This is a genomic window from Ollibium composti (assembly GCF_004801285.1).
Taxonomy (GTDB): domain Bacteria; phylum Pseudomonadota; class Alphaproteobacteria; order Rhizobiales; family Rhizobiaceae; genus Mesorhizobium; species Mesorhizobium composti.
This window is the reverse complement of the sequence record NZ_SSNY01000005.1, coordinates 160,844-178,922: the sequence shown is the minus strand read 5'-3', so window position 1 is coordinate 178,922 and position 18,079 is coordinate 160,844. Positions and strand designations below refer to the sequence as shown.

Here is an 18,079-nt window from a genome sequence, read left to right as displayed (position 1 = left end):
TAAATTGTGCACATGAGCACACAATCCGAAACCGTCACCGTTCGCCTGAGCCCCGAGACCAAATCGCGGCTTGAAACGCTGGCTGAGCACACGCGACGGACGAAGTCCTTCCTCGCCGGCGAGGCCATCGCCGACTATGTCGAGCGCGAGCTGGCGATCGTCGAAGGCATAAAGCGCGGGCTTGCTGACATCGAGGCAGGACGGGTGACGCCGCACAAGGAAGCAATGCGGCGGATCAGGGCAACAATCGACCGTGCTCAGAAATCGTAATGCGAGACGTCGTCTGGTCCGACGAAGCATTGGACGACTTCGATTCGGCGATTTATTTCGTTGCTAAAGACAGCAAGAGATCAGCTGATCTAATCGCCGACCGCATCGAGCGAGCCGTCGACTTTCTCGCGGATATGCCGACCGGGCGGCTGGGCAGGGTCCATGGGACTTACGAGCGGGTGGTTCAGAAGACACCCTATATCATTGCCTATACTTTGTCGGATGCGGCGGTCAGGATCGTGCGCATCATCCACGGCGCGCGCGACTGGCCGGAAGGCGAGTGGCCGGCCGAATGATCGCCCCCGACGTCCATTCCCGCTATCTCCACATGCCCTATGTCGAGAAGGGCATGCAGGTCGGCCTGTTCGGCGGCTCTTTCAACCCGCCGCATGCCGGCCACCGGCTGGTGGCCGAGATCGCGCTGATGCGATTGCGGCTCGACCAGCTCTGGTGGATGGTGACGCCCGGCAATCCGCTGAAATCGACGCGCGAACTGGCGCCGCTGGCCGAGCGCATCCGGCTTTCCGAGACAGTCGCCGAAGATCCTCGCATCAAGGTTACCGCCTTCGAGGCGGCGCACCGTATCCGCTACACCGCCGACACGCTGGCACTGGTGCGCGCGAAAAATCCCGGCGTAGAATTCGTCTGGATCATGGGGGCGGATTCGCTGCGCGATTTCCATCGCTGGCAGCGCTGGCGCGAGATCATGATGACCTTCCCGATCGCCGTCATCGACAGGCCGGGCTCGACGTTGTCCTTCCTGTCTTCGCGGGCGGCCAAGACCTTCGACTACGCCCGCGTCGACGAACGCGATGCGCCGCTGCTGGCGCACATGCGGGCGCCCGCGTGGACTTTCATCCACGGTCCGCGCTCTTCCCTCTCTTCAACGGCACTGCGGCTGGCCGAGAAGCGCTAGCCTCTTGCCGGTCCTATCTCGGCACCCGCCGTCGGCGTGTTCATCGCCCGCGCATAGCTTGTCGGCGAGACCCGCCAGTAAAGCACCGCGACAACGATGGCCGAGGCCAGGTGCAGCAGCCAGCCGGCGACGAAACTCCCGGTCGCCTCGTGCAGGGCCGCGACGATCCAGGGTGGCAACGCGGTGATCAGGAAACCGCCGCCCTGCATCAGCGCCGACAGCGCGCCTGCCTCGGCCGGGTCCGGCAGATGGTCGAGCGCGACGATCATCGACAGCGCGAAACAGCCGCCCAGCCCCGCGCCGAGCATCATCGCCGAGGCGAGCGGCGCGGCTTCCGGCCGGAACGCCAGCGCGGCGAAGCCGGCCGCCTGCATGACGAGCGTCAGCCACAGCCATGGCCTCAGATCGTCCTTGCCTTTGGCCAGAACAGGCAGCACCAGTGCCGCCAGCGCCTGGCACACCGCCAGGATCGCCAAGAGGCTGCCGCTGGCCGCCGCACTCCAGCCGTGCTCACGGTAGAAAGGAGCGAGCCACGCCACGACGGTCGAGTAGCCGCCGTTGACGAGGCCGAAGCAGACCATCAGCAGCCAAACCCGCGGGCGCTTCAGAAAGGCGATCGCGCTGGTGCGCTTCTGCACCGACACGCCGTCGCGCGGGAGATAGAGTGCGGCCAACGCCAGCGCCAGCACCGCCGGAACCGCCATCCAGGCAAGGCCGACGTGCCAGTTCCCGGTCGCTGCGGCGACCAGCGGCGCAGCCTGCGCGCCCAGCGCGCCACCACCCATCAGGGTCGCCGAATAGAGCCCCATGACGACGCCGACATGGCGCGGGAACTGCTTCTTGACGATGCCGGGGAACACCGCCTGGATAACGGCGACCCCGAGCCCGAGCAGGGCCGCCGTTCCCACCATCTGCCAGCCTTTCGCCGCGAACAGCCTGAGGGCGGAACCGAGGACGAGCACGGCGAGAGACGCAAGCGTCGAGCGTCGCGCACCGACACGCGATTGCAGGAAGGGACCGGCAAAGGCGAACAGGCCCATCAGCGCCATCGGCACCAGCGTCAGCAGCGAAATGCCCTTGAGGTCGAGGCCCGTCTCGGCGCCGATGTCGGTCGCCAGCGGCCCGATGCCGGTGATAAACGGCCTAAGGTTCAGGCCGACCAGGGCGACGGCTGCAAGCAGCAGCACATTTGCTGCGCGCGAGGGCGCTTCCGACTCCATATTTCTTGCCTATGCCCGCCCGCCCGGGGCCCGCTTGCTCCCGGTCCATTCGGCATAGAGGTCCGCCTTGCCTTCCGGCCGCACCGGCACATAGCGGATCGCCATGGACTGCTCGGCGAAAGGCTTGGCCAAGTCCTCGTAGATCGTCGCGGTGGAGAGCCCGAACGGCGCGCCGTCGTCGTTGGAATAGGCGTAGAAGACCTTTTCAACGCCGGCCAGCCGCATCGCGGCCATGCACATGGGGCAGGGATGGCCGCTGGCATAGACGGCGCTGCCCTTGAGGTCCGGCGATCCGAGCTTGTGGCTGGCGGCACGGATGGCGTTCATTTCCGCATGGGAGGTCGGATCGTTGGTGACGTGGATCTCGTTCACCGCCGTGGCGACGACCGCGCCATCGCGCACCAGCACGGCGCCGAAGGGACGGCCGCCCTTCCCGATATTGGCGCGGGCGAGTTCGATCGCCTCGCCGAGGAAACGGTTTTCATCGGTCATGGCCGGATTCCTTTCTTCAACGCATCCGTCCTTCAGCGTGCGCCGGCTGCCGCCAGCGCCGCCTCGATTTCCTTGTAGCCGCCGGCACGCGCATGCTGGAGCGGCGTCACGCCCTTGCCGTCGGCCAGGTTGACGTCGGCGCCGGCCTTGACCAGCAATTCGACGATCTTCTGGTGGCGTTCGCCGCCGTCGCCGAGGATGATTGCCTCCAGCAGCGCGGTCCAGTGCAATTTGTTGACGTGATTGACATCGACGCCGGCATCGATCAGCGTGCGCACCGTCTCGACATGGCCGCGCTCCGAGGCCGGGATCAGGGCGGTGCCGCCATAGCGGTTGACGCTTTTCAGGTCGGCGCCGTGCGCGAGCGTCATTTTCAGGATTTCGAGGTGTCCGCGCGCGCCGGCGTAGAGATAGGGACTGTCCTCGATATCGTCCTTGGCGTTGACGTCGGCGCCGGCATCGATCAGCGCTCTGGCGGCCTCGACCTGGTTGGCGTGAGTGGCGGCCAGCAGGGCGGTAGCGCCCGAATCGTCGCGCGCGTCGATGGCAGTGCCCGCCGACAGAAGTTTCTCGATGGCGGCGACGTCGCCGCTGGTCGCAGCGGCATGCAGGGAGGTTTCGCTCATGGTTTCTCCTGACGCGGTAAAGGGAACGGATGCCGAAAGCAGGGCAACGAAGGCCAATACGGCCGAAAAGTATCGCATATTTCGCTCCTGTCGCTGAATGGCGACCTGCCCTTCCACGCAGGCGCGAGGGCACAGGCTCCAGATAGGATTACAGCCTTCCATTTGGAAATTAAATATTATAATGAATACCATTCTATTCTTTAATGATAATACGAGCCGGCCACGCCGTCGTCCTCAGGGAAAAGATGTACGATCCGCGTCTCCTGCGCTCATTCGTCACGATTGCCGATAGCGGCAGCTTCACACGCGCGGCGGAAAACCTGCATATGACCCAGTCGACGATCAGCCAGCAGCTCGCGCGGCTGGAAGAAGCCGTCGGCCACACGCTGGTCGAGCGCGCCGCCCGGCCAATCCGGACCACGGCGGCTGGCGAACGCCTGCTCGGCTATGCGCGCCGCATCCTCGATCTTCAGCAGGAGGCCCAAGCGGCGCTGGCCGACCCCGCCGGCACGGCGTCCCTGCGCATCGGCGTCGCGGAAGACATCGCCGGCAAGGCGATGGCGAAAGTGTTCGGCACATTTTCCAGGCATCGGCGCGAAGCGCAGCTCGACGTCACCGCAGGGCTGAGCCGCGACCTGATGCGGCGCTACCGCGACGGCGAGTTCGATATCGTGGTCGCCAAGGAGACCGTTCCGGCACCCGACTGCCGGGCGAGCTTCCCTGAACCGATTGCGTGGTTCGAGGCTGCCGACGCCTCCGGCGACTGGACCGATCCCTTGCCGCTGGTCGCCTTCCCGCCCGGCGGGCTCTACCGCGACACCATGCTCGAACGCATCGAGCGGGAACATCGCCGCTGGTACATCGCCCTGTCGGGCAGCAGCCTGCACAATGTCCTGGTCGGCGTGGAAGCCGGCATCGGCCTCTCGCTTCTGCCGGTCGCGGCGGCAGCCGGATACCAGGTGCGCCGCTATGCGCCCTTCGGCTCGGAGCCGGCGATTACCGTCTCCCTCTATGCCCGGGAACAGACAGGCCCCGTCGCGGAACTGGTCCGGCAGATGAGCGCCGTGCTCGCCGCAAGGGCCGGCATGGCCAGTAGGGACCTGTGACGCCGCCGGCCGCCTCCTTTCGCTGGACAGCCTTCGCGAGGACAGCGAGGATCAACCCATGACGCGCGCCGACCATAGCTTTCTCGCAAGCCCGCCGAGGCTGCTCGCGGTCTGGTGCCTCCTCCTGCTCGTCGCCTGCGCAGCGCTGGCGGCCTTCCAGCACCGGGCGCTGGTCGCCGAGCTTGAGCGCGAAAGCGCGGCCTTGCACGCGCTGGCCTCGCAGCGGGCCGACCAGCACGACGCGCATATGACCGCCCTGTCGGCGGTCGCCGTGGCAGCCGGTGGAGAGCGGCAGGATCTGTTCCTCGACGTCGCCGCGACGATCACGCGCTTTTATCCACGCATCGACGAAGTGCAGCTCGTCCCGCTTGATCCCGCCGGGCCTGTGATCGGCACCGGACCGCTCGCCCCGCAAACGGCCGAGACCGTGCGTGCGGCCGCCAAGGCCTCCGACGGCCGCATCGTGCTTTTGCCGCATCCTGAGCGGCCGGACCATTACATCATGGTCAAGCGCAGCCCCAACAACGATGCGGCCATCTATGGGCTGATGCTGGGCATCGATGCGCAGAAGCTGCTCGGCGAAGCCGGGCCGTTCTGGTCGCGGCCCGGTGTGGCGCTTCGCCTCTCGCTGCCGGATGGCCAACCCCTCGTCGGCCATTCCGCTTCCGGCGAGACGGTCCGCTTTTCCAGCCCCCTCGGCAGTGCGTCCCAGCCGCTCGTTCTCGAAACCGGGATACGGATCGGCCTGCCCGACCTGCTCCCCGTCCTGCCGACGGCCCTGACGCTGATCGGTGTCAGCCTCGCCTACCTCGTCGCCCTGACGGCGCTGCGCCAGCGGGCGCGCACGCGCGCCGCGGTCGAGCAGGCGCGGCTCAGCGCGCTGGAGACGCGGCTTGCCCACGCCTCGCGCGTCAACGCGCTGGGCGAGATGGCGAGCGGTCTCGCGCATGAGCTGACGCAGCCGCTCACCGCCATCCTGGCGCAGGCGCAGGCCAGCCGCCGTATTCTCGAACGCGGCGACGCGGCCGCCCTCGCCCCGGTGCTGGACGACACCGTTGCGCAGGCGCGCCGCGCCTCGGCGATCCTGGAACGCTTCCGCAACTGGTCGCGTCCGCAGCGTGCGCCGGCAGCGGCCGTCGATCTGCGCGAAGCGTTGGCGAACGTGCAGGCGCTTCTGACGCCACAGGCGACAACGCACGGGACACGACTGGCTTTCGACATCCCGCAATCTCCGGTTCCCGTCATGGCCGATCCCGTCGAGATGGAACAGATCGTCTTCAATCTCGTGCGCAACGCCATCGAAGCGACCGACGGCGCCGCCGGCATGGCACAGGTGCGCGTCACGCTGAGGCAGGACGCCGACCAGACCGTGCTGGAGGTCGCCGACAACGGCCCCGGCGTGCCGGCGGACCTGCGTGCGCGCCTGTTCACGCCCTTCACGACGACACGGGCCAACGGTACCGGCCTCGGCCTGGCGCTGAGCCAACGTCTGGCGGAAAGGGCGGGCGGCGAGATCGTGCTGGTCGGCGACGGCCCGGGCGCCACTTTCCGGGTCATGCTACCGCGCAGGAAAGAACTGGAGGAAGCGCCGCGATGAACCGTCCCGTCTATCTTGTCGACGACGACGAGGCGGTGCGCCGCGCGCTCGGCCTGCTTTTGTCTACCGTCGGCATCGAGGCCACCGGCTTCGGCGACCCGCAGGCGTTTCTCGCCCAGGTCCCCAAGCTCGCGCCCGGCTGCCTCATCGTCGATATCCGCATGCCGGTTCTTTCCGGCCTGAAGTTGCAGGAGAGGCTCAACGAGCAAGGCATCGACTGGCCGACCATCGTCATTTCCGGCCATGGCGACATCGAGGCCTGCCGGCGCGCCTTCCGCAACGGCGCCGTCGATTTCCTCTCCAAGCCGGTCGACGAGCAGGACCTCATCGACGCCATCCAGAAAGGGCAGGACGCGCTGGAGCGCATGCTCGGCCGTCGCGCCGAGAAGGCGGAGACGCTGGCGCTGCTGGCCGCGCTGACGCCGCGCGAGCGGGAAGTGCTGGACCGCATCGCCGCAGGCTTCACCACCCGCCAGATCGCCGAGGGGCTGGGTCTGTCGCCGCGCACCGTGGAAAGCCACCGCGCCGCCATCGGCGCCAAGCTCGGCACCACCTCGCAGGCCGAGATGACGCGTCTGTGGCTCGAGGGACGCGCATCTCCGTAGAACTACGGAGGCGGCCGCAAGGCCTACGAATACCGAGCGGGCGGCAGACGGCCTAATTCCCTTCCATCAAACTTGGAAAGGAAGACACCATGATCCGCAACCTCGTTCTCGCCGCCACGCTACTGGCTCCGCTCGCCGCCACCGCGCAGGAGCTGCCGACCGCTCCCTACCTGCCGCTCGATATCGCCACCAAGGCCGCCGATGCCGCGCTCAAGGCCTGCGTCGCCGAGGGTCACAACGTCAGCGTCGCCATCGTGGCGCGCGACGGCTCGACCAAGGTACTTTTGAAGGCCGACAATTCCGGTCCGCACACCGGCACGAGCGCCACCGGCAAGGCTTTCACCTCGGCCGCTCTCGGCCGCGACACCGCCGGCCTCGCCGAATTCATCGCCTCCAAGCCGGCGAACGAGGGCCTGCGCGACATGGACCCGCGCATGGTCATCCAGGCCGGCGGCCTGCCGATCAAGTTCGGCAAGGCGCTGGTCGGCGGCATCGGCGTCGGCGGCGCGCCCTCGGGCGACATCGACGCAGGTTGCGCGGTCGCCGGCCTGAAGGCCGTCGGCGCCGCCGAATAAAAGCTCGTCTCATGGCACGGAAGCGGCCCGCCTTGCGCGGGCCGCTTTTCGTTTCGATGACAGCCGCCACAGAACGGATTCTTAACGGTAATGGAGCGTAATCCCGGCCATTAAAATGGCGCGTATGGGTTTGGGGTTACGCATGCCTGAATATTCGACCCTCATCCGTTCGATACGGATACGGTATCTGTCCGGTCTGGTGATCTTCGCACTCGCCTCCGGCTCGGTGATGCTCGCACTCAACAAGATCAGTTCGTTCCGCCGCGACGTGGATTCGTTGAGCAGTAATCTCGTCGAACTGACCAAGGATCTGCGCAACGCCACCGACTTCGCCGAAAAGGCTTCCGGCAACTGGCGCGCTGGAACGCGCGGCGAACTCGCCACGGTCGCCCGCGACTATGTGAGCCGCATCCAGGGCAAGATAGAAACGCTGGAAGCGCAGACCGGCACGCTCATGCCACGCCTGTCCAAGGCGACGCAGGATGTTCTCGGCAGTTCCTCGGTCAACGGCGACCTGTTCTGGAGCGCCAAGGACATGGTGCGCAACCTCAATCTCATGGCGGCGGCGATAACGGTCGACGACTGGAGCCCTCGCCCCATCCGCAACCAGAACGACCTGTTCGTCCAGCCCATGCTCATCAAGGCTCGGACCGTGATGGACAGCGAGCGCCATCAGGCCGACGCCGCGTCCGACCGCTTGCTGGCATGGGCGGGAGCCTTGCTGTCCGTCGTGCTCCTCATCGTCGCCTTCTGGATTTTCCGACCGATGGAAAAGGCGATCCGCCGCGCCTTCACCGAAACGACGACGGCGCTGTTCAAGGCGGAGGCCGCCGACCGCGCCAAGTCGGAATTCCTCGCCAATATGAGCCATGAGATCCGCACGCCGATGAACGGCGTGCTGGGCATGGCCGAACTGCTCGCCAAGACCGAACTGACGCCGCGCCAGAAGACGTTCACCGACGTGATCGTCAAATCCGGCAATGCGCTGCTCACCATCATCAACGACATCCTCGACTTCTCCAAGATCAATGCCGGCCAACTCATGCTCGATCCGGCGCCGTTCCGCTTGACCGAGGCGGTCGAGGACGTCGCCACGCTGGTATCGGCGCGCGTCGCCGAGAAGAACCTCGAACTGATCGTGCGCGTCGACCCGTCCCTGCCCGCCTTCGTCGTCGGCGACGCCGGGCGCTTCCGCCAGATCGTCACCAACCTGCTCGGCAACGCCGTCAAGTTCACCGAGAAGGGGCATGTGCTGATCGACGTCGGCGGCGAGGTGGCCGACGGCATCGCCCACCTCAAGGTGCGCGTCGAAGACACCGGCATCGGCATTCCCGCCGACAAATTGCAGAACGTTTTCGAGAAATTCGCCCAGGTGGACGCATCTTCGACCCGCCGGCACGAGGGTACGGGCCTCGGGCTCGCCATCGGCGCGCGTCTGGTCGACCTCATGGACGGCAAGATCGGCGTCGAAAGCGAAATCGGCCGCGGTTCGGTCTTCTGGTTCTCCGTGCCGCTGCCCGTGCACGAGGCGAAGGCGGACGACAAGGCCGTGCCCGGCGACGTGACCGGCGCGCGCGTGCTGGTCATCGACGACAATCCGGTCAATCGCGAGATCCTCCTGGAGCAGCTGCGCAGCTGGGGCTTCGACTGCGCGGCCGCCGAAAGCGGCGCCGTCGGCCTGGCTTTCCTCGACCGCGCCTGCCAGCTCGGCGCGTCGGTGGACTGCGTCATCCTCGACTACCAGATGCCCGGCATGAACGGCGCCGACGTGGCCAGGGCGATCGCCTCCGACCATCGGCTCTCCTCCATCCCGATCCTGCTGCTGACCTCCGTCGACCAGGTGGATTTCGGCAAGCTCATCATGGACTACGGCATCACCGCGCACCTGACCAAGCCGGCCCGTTCGGCGGTGCTGTTCGGCACCGTCATCTCGACGATCCAGAAGGCGCGCGCCCAGGCCGGCAGGCCTGCGCAGTTCGTACGCGAACCGGTCGCCGCCGCGATCCCGCAGCAGCCGCATCCGGCGATCCCGCAGCAGCCGCACCCGGCCTTCACCGTCATCCGCGGCAACCCCCAGCCGCAGGCCAAGGAAAGCGCCGGCGACCCGGCGCGCCCGATAGACATCCTGATCGCCGAGGACAACGAGGTGAACCAGCTCGTTTTCGGGCAGATCCTCAACGGGCTGGGCTTGAGCTACCGCATCGCCGGCAACGGCCGCACCGCGGTGGAGATGTACCGGACGCTGAACCCCCGGCTGATCCTCATGGATGTCTCGATGCCGGAACTGAACGGCTACGAGGCGACCCGCGCCATCCGCGCCGCCGAGGCCGGCAAGGAAGTCCGCATCCCGATCATCGGCGTCACCGCCCACGCGCTCAAGGGCGATCGCGAAAAGTGCATCGAGTCCGGCATGGACGACTATCTTTCCAAGCCGATCTCGCCCGACCGCCTCGGCGCCAAGATCGGCACCTGGCTGAGCGAAACCGTGGCGAAACGGGCGTGATCAGCCGCGCAGACGACCGAACGGGATGATCTCCGGCGCGTCGCCCCGCCAGGGGCCGCCCTGCCAGTCGCCCAGCCACCGGTCGACGCAAAGCCCGGCTTCGTCGATCAGCGCCGCCACGTTCTCGCGCGCGGGAAAGGCGATACGCGACGAGGCCCTGAACAGCCTGTCGTCGGACAGCGCGCGATAGACCGTCTCATAGGTCACGACGCCCGTCGCCTCGTCGCGCTCGATGGCGTTCCACGCCTGGATGCGGCCGAGCGTCGGGTGATCGAAATTCCGACGCGACGTCTCCGGCACCCATTCTTCCCATTCGCGCACCGCCGGGTTGCGCGTATCGAAGATGAAGCGGCCTTCCGGCTGAAGGTGATGCGCGATCGTCCGAAGCACCGCCAGCTGATCCTCACGCGTCAGGAAAACCTGGAAGGCATGACCGGTCAGCACCGCGAGATCATAGCGCCGGTCCAGCCGCAGGGTGCGCGCATCCGCTTCGACCCATTCCGCCGCCGCGCCGCCTGCCCGCCGCCGCGCCACGTCGAGCATCGCACCGGCCGGATCGACGCCGGTGACATGGCGCCCGGCCGAAAGCGCCGCGGCGAGCTGGCCGGTGCCGCAGCCGAGGTCGAGCATCGAGCGGGCATCGCCCGCCAGTTCACGGCAGAAGGCGAAATCCGCCCCACCCTCGTTCTCCAGGTCGTAGAACTGGACGAGTTCGGGATCGCGATAGAGACGGTCGGGATCGGTCATGCTTTTCGTCGGCTTCTGCACATTGTTCTAGAGAGCGAACCAGTCCCTGATACGGCAGGCGCATTCCTGCGGCGTCGCCTTATCGGTATCCAGCCGCAGATCGTAGTCGATTCCGCCATGGACGCGGTCGAATTGCCAGCGCGCCAGCCCTATCGTCCGGTCGCCGCGCTGCCGTTCCCGTTCCTCCAGGACGTCCAGTGAAGCGAAGACGCCGACGACGTGAAGGCGGAAGCCGGAAAGCAGCCTGCGGTATTCATCGATGCGGCCGTTCAGCATCACGTCGTCGACGATGAGGTTGTTGCCTGCGGCGGCCATGGCGACGATGGCCCCGTGCATGCCGGCCAACAGCCGCCGAGCCGTCGGTCCGGTGCGAATGGCGACTGTGGGCCGCTTCGCGCCGTCGACAGCCGCAAAGGAGATTCCGTCCGGATGCCCCAGAAGAGAGGCCGGCAGCATATCGATGAACGCATCCATCTGGACATGCAGGAACGGCTCGCGCGTGATCGCTTGCAGCGCTCTGGCGATCGAGCCCTTGCCGGCGCTGCCGACGCCGTTGAGGAGGATGATTGTCGTCATGCCCTGTCTTTCACCGATTGCGCATGACCACGCAGGCGCCGCCCACCTGCCGCACCTTGCCGCAGACGTCGTTGGCGGCCTGCCGGCTGTCGGCGCCGATGCGCACAGCATAGATTCCGCGCCGTGCATAGTTGACCCGAACGCGGCTGACCACCGGCTCGTAATCCCCCAGCGCGGCCGGGAAACGGCCCTTGAGCCGCTGCCACTGCCGGATCGCCGCCGCGCGGCGGAAGGAGCCGGCCACCTGAACGCCCCAGGGCTTGGTCGGGATGGTCGCCATGGCGACGACCGAGGCTTCGAGCACCGGTAATTTGCGGCAGGCGACGCCGAACGGCATTTTCCCGTCAAGCGGATGGATCGTGCCCTGATAGGCGCTGTCGGTGAAAACGTCCGATGCCTCGCCCATGATCTCCTGCACGTAGTCCTCCGTCTCCAGCGGCAGGAAACCACCGGAAGACAGCCAGCGCGAGACGCGCGCCTCGCCGGCATTGTAGGCCGCTGCCGCAAGCCCCAGATTGCCGTAGCCGGCGCGCATCTCGGCAAGATAGGCGGCCGAGGCGGCGAGCGCCTGGCCGACGTCGAACGGATCGGCAAGATTGCGCATCTTCGCCGTTCCCGGCATGAACTGCGCGATGCCCTCGGCGCCCGCCGGGCTGACCGCGTTGGGATCGAAACGGCTTTCCTTCCAGATCAGCCGGGCGAAGAAATCCTTCGGCAACCCGTTATAGTCGGCCTGCGCGGCGATCAGGTCGCAAACCCGCCCGATGAGCCGTTCCTTCGCCGAAAGGGAATGCGGCGGATCGGCAAGCGCCGCACCGCTGCCGGCCAACCAGACGACGGCGAACCCTGCAAGACAGAGAAGGCAGGCGGCGAACGCCTTCGCCATTGCCTATTCCGCTGCTCTCGTCCCGGCGCCACTGCCAAAACGCTGCTCGATATAGTCGGCGACCATCTTCTGGAAGTCTTCCGCGATGTGCGGCCCGCGCAGGGTCGCCGCCTTGCGGCCGTCGATGAAGACAGGCGCGGTCGGCGTCTCGCCGGTGCCCGGCAGGGAAATGCCGATATCGGCATGCTTGGATTCGCCGGGGCCGTTGACGATGCAGCCCATCACCGCGACCTTCAGTTCCTCGACGCCCGGATAGCGCTCGCGCCAGAGCGGCATGTTGATGCGGATGTCCTCCTGGATCGACTGCGCCAGTTCCTGGAACACAGTGGAGGTGGTGCGGCCGCAGCCGGGGCAGGCGGCGACGATCGGCACGAACTGGCGGAAGCCCATCGTCTGCAACAGTTCCTGCGCCACCTGCACCTCGCGCGTGCGATCGCCGCCCGGCTCCGGCGTCAGCGAGATACGAATGGTGTCGCCGATGCCCTGCTGAAGCAGGATGCCCATCGCGGCCGATGAAGCGACGATGCCCTTGGAGCCCATGCCGGCCTCGGTCAGGCCGAGATGCAACGCATGGTCCGAGCGCTTGGCAAGTTCGGTGTAGACGGCGACAAGGTCCTGCACCCCGGAAACCTTGGCCGACAGGATGATCTTGTCGCGGGAAAGGCCGATCTCCTCGGCCATATGGGCCGACAGGATCGCCGACTGCACGATCGCCTCGCGCATCACCTCCAGCGCCGTCATCGGCGAGCCCTTGGCCTGGTTCTCGTCCATCAGCCGGGTGAGCAGTTCCTGGTCGAGCGAGCCCCAGTTGACGCCGATGCGCACGGGCTTGTCATGGCGGATCGCCATCTCGACGATGTCGGCGAACTGGCGGTCGCGCTTGTCCTTGAAGCCGACATTGCCGGGATTGATGCGGTATTTCGCCAGCGCCTCTGCACAGGCCGGATGATCTGCCAGCAGCTTGTGGCCGATATAGTGGAAGTCGCCGACCAGCGGCACGAAGACGCCGAGCCGCTCCAGCCGCTCGCGGATTTTCGGCACGGCCGCGGCACTTTCGTCGCGGTCGACGGTGATGCGCACGATCTCCGAGCCGGCGCGATGAAGCGCCGCCACCTGCGCCACCGTCGAATCGACGTCGGCCGTATCGGTGTTCGTCATCGACTGCACGACGACGGGCGCGGTTCCGCCGACCATGACGCCGCCGACATCGACGCCGACCGAGGTGCGGCGCGGGAAAGGAGAAGAAAAATATCCGGTCATGCCGGCGGTCCCGATTGAGGGCGAACTGTGCCCGGTTCGGCGCCCGGCCGTAAAAGGGATGGCCGTCCGCGCACATGGAAATCCGCGCATGAGGTGGCGGACGAAATGCGGCTTGTCAATGCCGATGACGGGGCAACGGCCGGACGCGATGGCAAATTAGGCTATAGGTCGCCTGCAGGCGGGAGAACCTCGACCGCCGCGCAAAACGCTGTCGTTGCGTCGAATCAATCGTCGCGATCGCACGGAGAGCTTGAAATCAACCGCAAAATCCATCCTCCAGCGACAGTTGCCGCTGGAGCCGGTTTTCGCGTCGCCCCGGGGCGTTCGCGTCTATGGCAAGGATGTTGTCAGTGGGTCGTCGGCTCTATCCTGAGTTTCTCAATCTCGTCCTTGATGGCCAGCTTGCGTCGCTTGAGGTTGGCGATCTCGAGATCGTCCACCGAGGGGTGCAGCATCGCTTCATCGATCTCGCGCTCGATGTCGCCATGCTTCCTCTTCAGCTCATCAAGATGGGATGCAAGAGACATGATTGGTTCTCCCTTTCATGGTTTCCTCGATTGCAACCGCCGAAGGCGTAGTCCACCGCAGGGCCGCCTTCATGACGGCTGGATGACAGTCTGCCATCATCGTTCCTGGATGTCGAATACAGCTTGGTAGCATTTCCCGACATTGTGAAATGTGATAAGGCGTTCGCGCCGGCGGGGAGATGCTTCGGGCCGGTCCCGCCCTGGATGCCTTCCGGCATCCGCAGACTGCAGAACGGTGGCCATGTCGGAACAGGAACAGGCCGAGATTCGTCTCGAATTCGCGCGGCTGAAACAGGAACACGCCGATTTCGACGCGGCCATCAACGCCATGATCGCGACCGGCTGCGACCCGTTGCAGATCCAGCGCATGAAGAAAAAGAAGCTCGTCCTCAAGGATCGGCTGAGCGCGCTGGAAGACCGGATCATCCCCGACATCATCGCCTGACCAGAGCATGTCTCCCGAAAGTGGGAACTGGTTTTGGGACAAAGACATGCGTAGAATCAAGAAGCTAAAACGTGCGGAGCGAATCTGAAAGATCGCGGCACGCTTTGGGCGGCAGGCGACGCCTGCCCCGTTTTCAACGGGAAAACGACGAACGGTACTGACGCGGCGACATGCCGCGCAGGCGCCGGAATTGCCGGTTGAAATTGGCGAGCGAGGCGTAGCCGACTTCCGCCGCGATGTGCTGGATGGGCTGGTCCGTGCCCGACAGGCGCGAGCACGCCTCACCGATCCGCAGGCCGATCAGGTAGTCGGAGACGTTGGCCTGCGTGTGCTTGCGGAACATGCGGTGCAGGCCGGACGGGCTGAGCGCCGCGACCTTGGCCAATTCCTCAATCGAAACCTGCCGATGATAGTGCCGGTGGAGATGTTGCAGGACACGGTCCAGGCGGATGCGGTCGCCCTCGACATGCCGGGGCACCGTCGCCGACAGCGGCCTGCCGTCGTCGGCGTCCGCGATTCGCAGCAGAATATCGATCAGGCTGAGGAAGCGCCCAGAGGGCGAACGGGCGAAGATCGCCTCGAAATCGGCGGCCAGCGCCTGCCCGAGGCGGCTGTCGAACGCCAGGCCGGTCGCGGCGCGGCCGACGAGACGCCCAATCGGCCGCAGTTCCACCGAACCGCCGATCAGGCCTTCGATCCATTCCCTGCGGAACCAGAGCACCAGCGCGACGTGCGGGTCGGCCGGATCGACTTTTTCGCGCGAAGCCCAGGTATGCGGAAGGTTAGGCCCGACCAGAACGAGGTCGCCGTGGCCGTAGTCGCCGACATGATCGCCGATGAAGCGCTGGCCGCGCGAATTGAGCGTCAGCGTCAGCTCGAATTCGGGATGATGATGCCACTCGAACGGGATGGCGTCGTCGAGCCGGCGGTTGAGCAGGCTCCATGACGCATCCGGTGGCGGCGACAAGTGCTCAAGATAAGGCTTCATCCGGCATCGATCTGATTCAAAACGCCGGAATAGTATCGGAATTTGCCAGCCTTCGACAACATCGCGGCGCCGGACCGCCTATTCTGCCGCCATTGCCCGATGTTCAGGAAGACCAAGATGGGAGACCGACATGCAAGCCACCGCAGCCCTCAAGCGCGACAGCCATCCGACCACGACCGCCACGACGCAGTTGAAGGATATCCGCAAGACCCTGCCGTTGCGCGTCCTGTCGAAGGCCGACTGGGAGCACTGGACGACGAAGGGCTACGTCATTGTCCGTCAGGCGGTGCCAGCGGCGAATGTGGAACGCCTTGCCGATCTGCTCTGGCAGTTTGACGAGAAGAACCCCGAAGACCCTTCGACCTGGTATGCGCCGCAGCGCCGCGAGCACAAGATGAAGGAGCTGAACAACACCGGCATGCTGGAGATCTACAATCACCAGTATCTCTGGGATAACCGCATGGAGCAGCGCATCTACGACACCTTCGTCGACATCTGGGACCGCGAGGACCTGTGGGTCACCATCGACCGCGCCAACCTGAACCCGCCGAAGAAGGTCAAGGGCAACCCCAACGGCTTCATCCACTGGGATGTGGATACCTCGATCCGGCCGCTGCCGATCGGCGTGCAGGGTGTGCTGAGCCTGAAGAAGCAGGATGGCGACGTCGGCGGCTTCCAGTGCGTGCCCTACCTCTTTGAACATTTCGAGGAATGGGTGAAGACGCAGCCGGCCGACCGCGACCCGATGCACCCCGACATGACCGGCCTGTCGGTCGTCAACATCGACATGGAGCCGGGTGACCTAATGATCTTCAACTCACTGCTGGCGCATGGCGTGCGGCCCAATCATTCGGACACCCGGGTGCGCATGGCGCAGTACATCTCCATGCACCCTGCCGAGTGGAACGACGAGGCGGTGCGGCAGGAGCGCATCCGGCTGTGGCGCGAACGCGACCACCCGAAGCGCGACGCCTTCCCCGGCGACCCGCGCGAGTGGGAAAAGCACAATGCCCGGACCGCTCAGCTGACCCCGCTCGGCGAGAAGCTGCTCGGCCTGACGCGCTGGTAGAACAGACGGCATCGGCCGCCCGTCCTTGCGACGACGGCCGATTTCCGCTAAGGCGCGGCCTTTCTAGACAGGAGGCCGGCCTTGACCGATCAGCGTGCCGACGTCGCCATCATCATGGGCAGCCAGTCCGACTGGGCGACCATGCGCCACGCCGCAGAGACGCTCGACCTGCTCGGCGTCTCCCACAAAAGCCTGATCGTCTCGGCCCACCGCACGCCCGAGCGCCTTTACGACTTCGCCAGGGGCGCCAGGGCCGCCGGCTACAAGGTGATCGTCGCCGGTGCCGGTGGTGCTGCCCACCTGCCCGGCATGACGGCCGCGCTCACTCCGCTGCCCGTCTTCGGCGTGCCTGTGGAATCGAAGGCGCTGTCGGGACAGGATTCGCTGCTCTCCATCGTGCAGATGCCGGCCGGCATTCCGGTCGGCACGCTGGCCATCGGCAAGGCCGGCGCGGCCAACGCCGCCCTGCTCGCTGCTGCCGTGCTGGCGCTGTCGGACGAGGCTTTGGCCACAAGGCTGGACGCCTGGCGCGCCGCGCAGACGGCGAAGGTGGCGGTGGAACCGGGAGACGAGGCGTGAGCGCAGCACTGCCCGCCGGCGCGACGGTCGGCATCGTCGGCGGCGGCCAGCTCGGCCGCATGCTCGCCATGGCGGCCGCCCGGCTGGGCTACCGCACCGTCGTGCTGGAACCGCAGCCGGACTGTCCGGCCGCGCAGGTCGCCAACCGGCAAATCGTCGCCGCCTATGACGATCCGGCAGCCCTTGCCGAGCTTGCCGCCGCTTCTTCCGTCGTCACCTACGAGTTCGAGAACGTGCCTGTCGCGGCGGCAACGGCGCTGGCCGCCAAGGTCCCGGTATCGCCCCCGCCGCGCGCTCTGGAAATGGCGCAGGACCGGTTGGTGGAGAAGACCTTCCTGAACGATATCGGCATCGCCACCGCGCGCTTCCATCCGGTCGACGACGACGCGCAGCTGACGCAAGCGCTTTCCACCTTCGGCGGCAGCGGCGTGTTGAAGACCCGCCGCCTCGGCTATGACGGCAAGGGCCAGCGCGTCTTCCGCAACATGGAGGCCGGCGGTTATTCCGGCACCTGCGAGGCGATGGGCAACGTGCCGCTGATCCTCGAGGAGCTGGTGCCCTTCGAGCGCGAGGTTTCCGTCATCGCCGCACGCGCGGTAAGCGGCGCGGTCGTCGCCTACGATCCGGCCGAGAACGTCCACCGCGACGGCATCCTGCACACCTCCACGCTGCCGGCGACGATCGCGCCGCAGACCGCCGCCGCGGCGCACGAGGCCGCCCGGAAAATCCTCGAGGCGCTCGACTATGTCGGCGTCGTCGGCGTCGAGTTCTTCGTCCTGGCCGACGGCTCGCTGCTCGCCAACGAGCTGGCGCCGCGCGTCCACAATTCCGGCCACTGGACGGAAGCCGCCTGCCTCGTCTCGCAGTTCGAGCAGCATATCCGGGCCGTCGCCGGCCTGCCGCTCGGCTCGGCCGCGCGCCATGCCGACTGCGTGATGGAAAACCTGATCGGCGACGACATTCTGCGCGCGCCGGCACTGCTGGCCGAGCCGGACGTCATGCTGCACCTCTATGGCAAGGCCGAAGCGCGCGCCGGCCGCAAGATGGGCCATTTCACCCGCATCGCCCGGCGCTGAAGGCTACGACCGCCAT

Annotated in this window: 21 protein-coding genes; 12 read left to right on the top strand and 9 right to left on the bottom strand. The window is 66.4% G+C overall.

What is annotated here, in order from left to right:
• Nucleotides 1-12 precede the first annotated feature (12 nt).
• The 3 genes from E6C48_RS10695 to E6C48_RS10685 are packed head-to-tail and all read left to right on the top strand — an operon-like array spanning nt 13 to nt 1,186.
• Complete coding sequence (locus tag E6C48_RS10695; RefSeq protein ID WP_136356955.1) at nt 13-270, top strand: CopG family ribbon-helix-helix protein; 258 nt, start codon at nt 13-15, stop codon at nt 268-270.
• Nucleotides 270-566: a type II toxin-antitoxin system RelE/ParE family toxin gene (locus E6C48_RS10690; protein ID WP_136356954.1), complete on the top strand. Its 297-nt coding sequence runs from the start codon at nt 270-272 to the stop codon at nt 564-566. The genes E6C48_RS10695 and E6C48_RS10690 overlap by 1 nt, the downstream gene beginning before the upstream one ends.
• A 32-nt stretch (nt 567-598) precedes the next feature.
• Nucleotides 599-1,186, top strand: a complete 588-nt coding sequence (locus tag E6C48_RS10685) for a nicotinate-nucleotide adenylyltransferase (protein WP_136357207.1) — start codon at nt 599-601, stop codon at nt 1,184-1,186.
• Here E6C48_RS10685 and E6C48_RS10680 read toward each other — a convergent pair.
• Genes E6C48_RS10680 through E6C48_RS10670 form a run of 3 tightly spaced genes read right to left on the bottom strand, consistent with a single transcriptional unit; the run spans nt 1,183 to nt 3,602 of the window.
• Complete coding sequence (locus E6C48_RS10680; protein ID WP_136356952.1) at nt 1,183-2,406, bottom strand: cyanate transporter; 1,224 nt, start codon at nt 2,404-2,406, stop codon at nt 1,183-1,185. The genes E6C48_RS10685 and E6C48_RS10680 overlap by 4 nt on opposite strands.
• 9 nt (nt 2,407-2,415) lie before the next feature.
• Nucleotides 2,416-2,898 carry a nucleoside deaminase gene (locus E6C48_RS10675; protein ID WP_136356950.1) on the bottom strand — a complete coding sequence of 161 codons (483 nt, stop codon included), beginning with the start codon at nt 2,896-2,898 and terminating at the stop codon, nt 2,416-2,418.
• A 32-nt stretch (nt 2,899-2,930) separates the two neighbouring features.
• Nucleotides 2,931-3,602: an ankyrin repeat domain-containing protein gene (locus E6C48_RS10670; protein WP_136356948.1), complete on the bottom strand. Its 672-nt coding sequence runs from the start codon at nt 3,600-3,602 to the stop codon at nt 2,931-2,933.
• Nucleotides 3,603-3,727: 125 nt separating this feature from the next.
• Here E6C48_RS10670 and E6C48_RS10665 point away from each other — a divergent pair, with 125 nt between their 5' ends.
• From E6C48_RS10665 to E6C48_RS10645, 5 genes are all read left to right on the top strand, one after another.
• Nucleotides 3,728-4,630, top strand: a complete 903-nt coding sequence (locus E6C48_RS10665; RefSeq protein ID WP_330998599.1) for a LysR family transcriptional regulator — start codon at nt 3,728-3,730, stop codon at nt 4,628-4,630.
• Between the two features lie 58 nt (nt 4,631-4,688).
• Nucleotides 4,689-6,227 (top strand): sensor histidine kinase, encoded by a 1,539-nt coding sequence (locus E6C48_RS10660; protein WP_136356944.1) that lies wholly within the window; start codon nt 4,689-4,691, stop codon nt 6,225-6,227.
• On the top strand, nt 6,224-6,832 hold the full coding sequence (locus E6C48_RS10655) for a response regulator transcription factor (protein WP_136356942.1): 609 nt from the start codon (nt 6,224-6,226) through the stop codon (nt 6,830-6,832). Before E6C48_RS10660 ends, E6C48_RS10655 begins: the two co-directional genes overlap by 4 nt.
• Before the next feature lie 89 nt (nt 6,833-6,921).
• A complete protein-coding gene (locus E6C48_RS10650; protein WP_136356940.1) occupies nt 6,922-7,407 on the top strand; it encodes a GlcG/HbpS family heme-binding protein in 486 nt (161 codons plus the stop codon).
• Nucleotides 7,408-7,549: 142 nt separating this feature from the next.
• A complete protein-coding gene (locus E6C48_RS10645) occupies nt 7,550-9,910 on the top strand; it encodes a response regulator (RefSeq protein WP_136356938.1) in 2,361 nt (786 codons plus the stop codon).
• Here the strand turns inward: E6C48_RS10645 and E6C48_RS10640 are convergent, their stop codons facing one another.
• From E6C48_RS10640 to E6C48_RS10620, 5 genes are all read right to left on the bottom strand, one after another.
• A complete protein-coding gene (locus tag E6C48_RS10640; protein WP_136356936.1) occupies nt 9,911-10,657 on the bottom strand; it encodes a class I SAM-dependent methyltransferase in 747 nt (248 codons plus the stop codon).
• Nucleotides 10,658-10,684: 27 nt separating this feature from the next.
• On the bottom strand, nt 10,685-11,233 hold the full coding sequence (locus tag E6C48_RS10635) for a chloramphenicol phosphotransferase CPT family protein (RefSeq protein ID WP_136356934.1): 549 nt from the start codon (nt 11,231-11,233) through the stop codon (nt 10,685-10,687).
• A gap of 10 nt (nt 11,234-11,243) precedes the next feature.
• The gene (locus E6C48_RS10630; protein WP_136356932.1) at nt 11,244-12,119 is read right to left on the bottom strand and encodes a transglycosylase SLT domain-containing protein; all 876 of its coding nucleotides are present in this window, start codon (nt 12,117-12,119) and stop codon (nt 11,244-11,246) included.
• Between the two features lie 3 nt (nt 12,120-12,122).
• Entirely contained in the window at nt 12,123-13,379 is a 1,257-nt protein-coding gene (gene ispG / locus E6C48_RS10625) for a flavodoxin-dependent (E)-4-hydroxy-3-methylbut-2-enyl-diphosphate synthase (protein WP_136356930.1), read from the bottom strand.
• 347 nt (nt 13,380-13,726) lie between these two features.
• Nucleotides 13,727-13,906, bottom strand: coding sequence for a YdcH family protein (locus E6C48_RS10620; protein WP_136356928.1), 180 nt, complete (start codon nt 13,904-13,906; stop codon nt 13,727-13,729).
• Nucleotides 13,907-14,147: 241 nt separating this feature from the next.
• Here E6C48_RS10620 and E6C48_RS10615 point away from each other — a divergent pair, with 241 nt between their 5' ends.
• On the top strand, nt 14,148-14,351 hold the full coding sequence (locus tag E6C48_RS10615) for a YdcH family protein (RefSeq protein WP_136356926.1): 204 nt from the start codon (nt 14,148-14,150) through the stop codon (nt 14,349-14,351).
• Between the two features lie 133 nt (nt 14,352-14,484).
• On the opposite strand, the gene E6C48_RS10610 is transcribed toward E6C48_RS10615, so the two are convergent.
• Nucleotides 14,485-15,339 (bottom strand): helix-turn-helix domain-containing protein, encoded by an 855-nt coding sequence (locus E6C48_RS10610; RefSeq protein WP_136356924.1) that lies wholly within the window; start codon nt 15,337-15,339, stop codon nt 14,485-14,487.
• 130 nt (nt 15,340-15,469) lie between these two features.
• Here E6C48_RS10610 and E6C48_RS10605 point away from each other — a divergent pair, with 130 nt between their 5' ends.
• From E6C48_RS10605 to E6C48_RS10595, 3 genes are all read left to right on the top strand, one after another.
• A complete protein-coding gene (locus tag E6C48_RS10605) occupies nt 15,470-16,408 on the top strand; it encodes a phytanoyl-CoA dioxygenase family protein (RefSeq protein ID WP_136356922.1) in 939 nt (312 codons plus the stop codon).
• Between the two features lie 81 nt (nt 16,409-16,489).
• Complete coding sequence (gene purE, locus E6C48_RS10600) at nt 16,490-16,987, top strand: 5-(carboxyamino)imidazole ribonucleotide mutase (RefSeq protein WP_136356920.1); 498 nt, start codon at nt 16,490-16,492, stop codon at nt 16,985-16,987.
• Nucleotides 16,984-18,063, top strand: coding sequence for a 5-(carboxyamino)imidazole ribonucleotide synthase (locus E6C48_RS10595; RefSeq protein WP_136356918.1), 1,080 nt, complete (start codon nt 16,984-16,986; stop codon nt 18,061-18,063). Before purE ends, E6C48_RS10595 begins: the two co-directional genes overlap by 4 nt.
• Nucleotides 18,064-18,079: the final 16 nt, after the last annotated feature.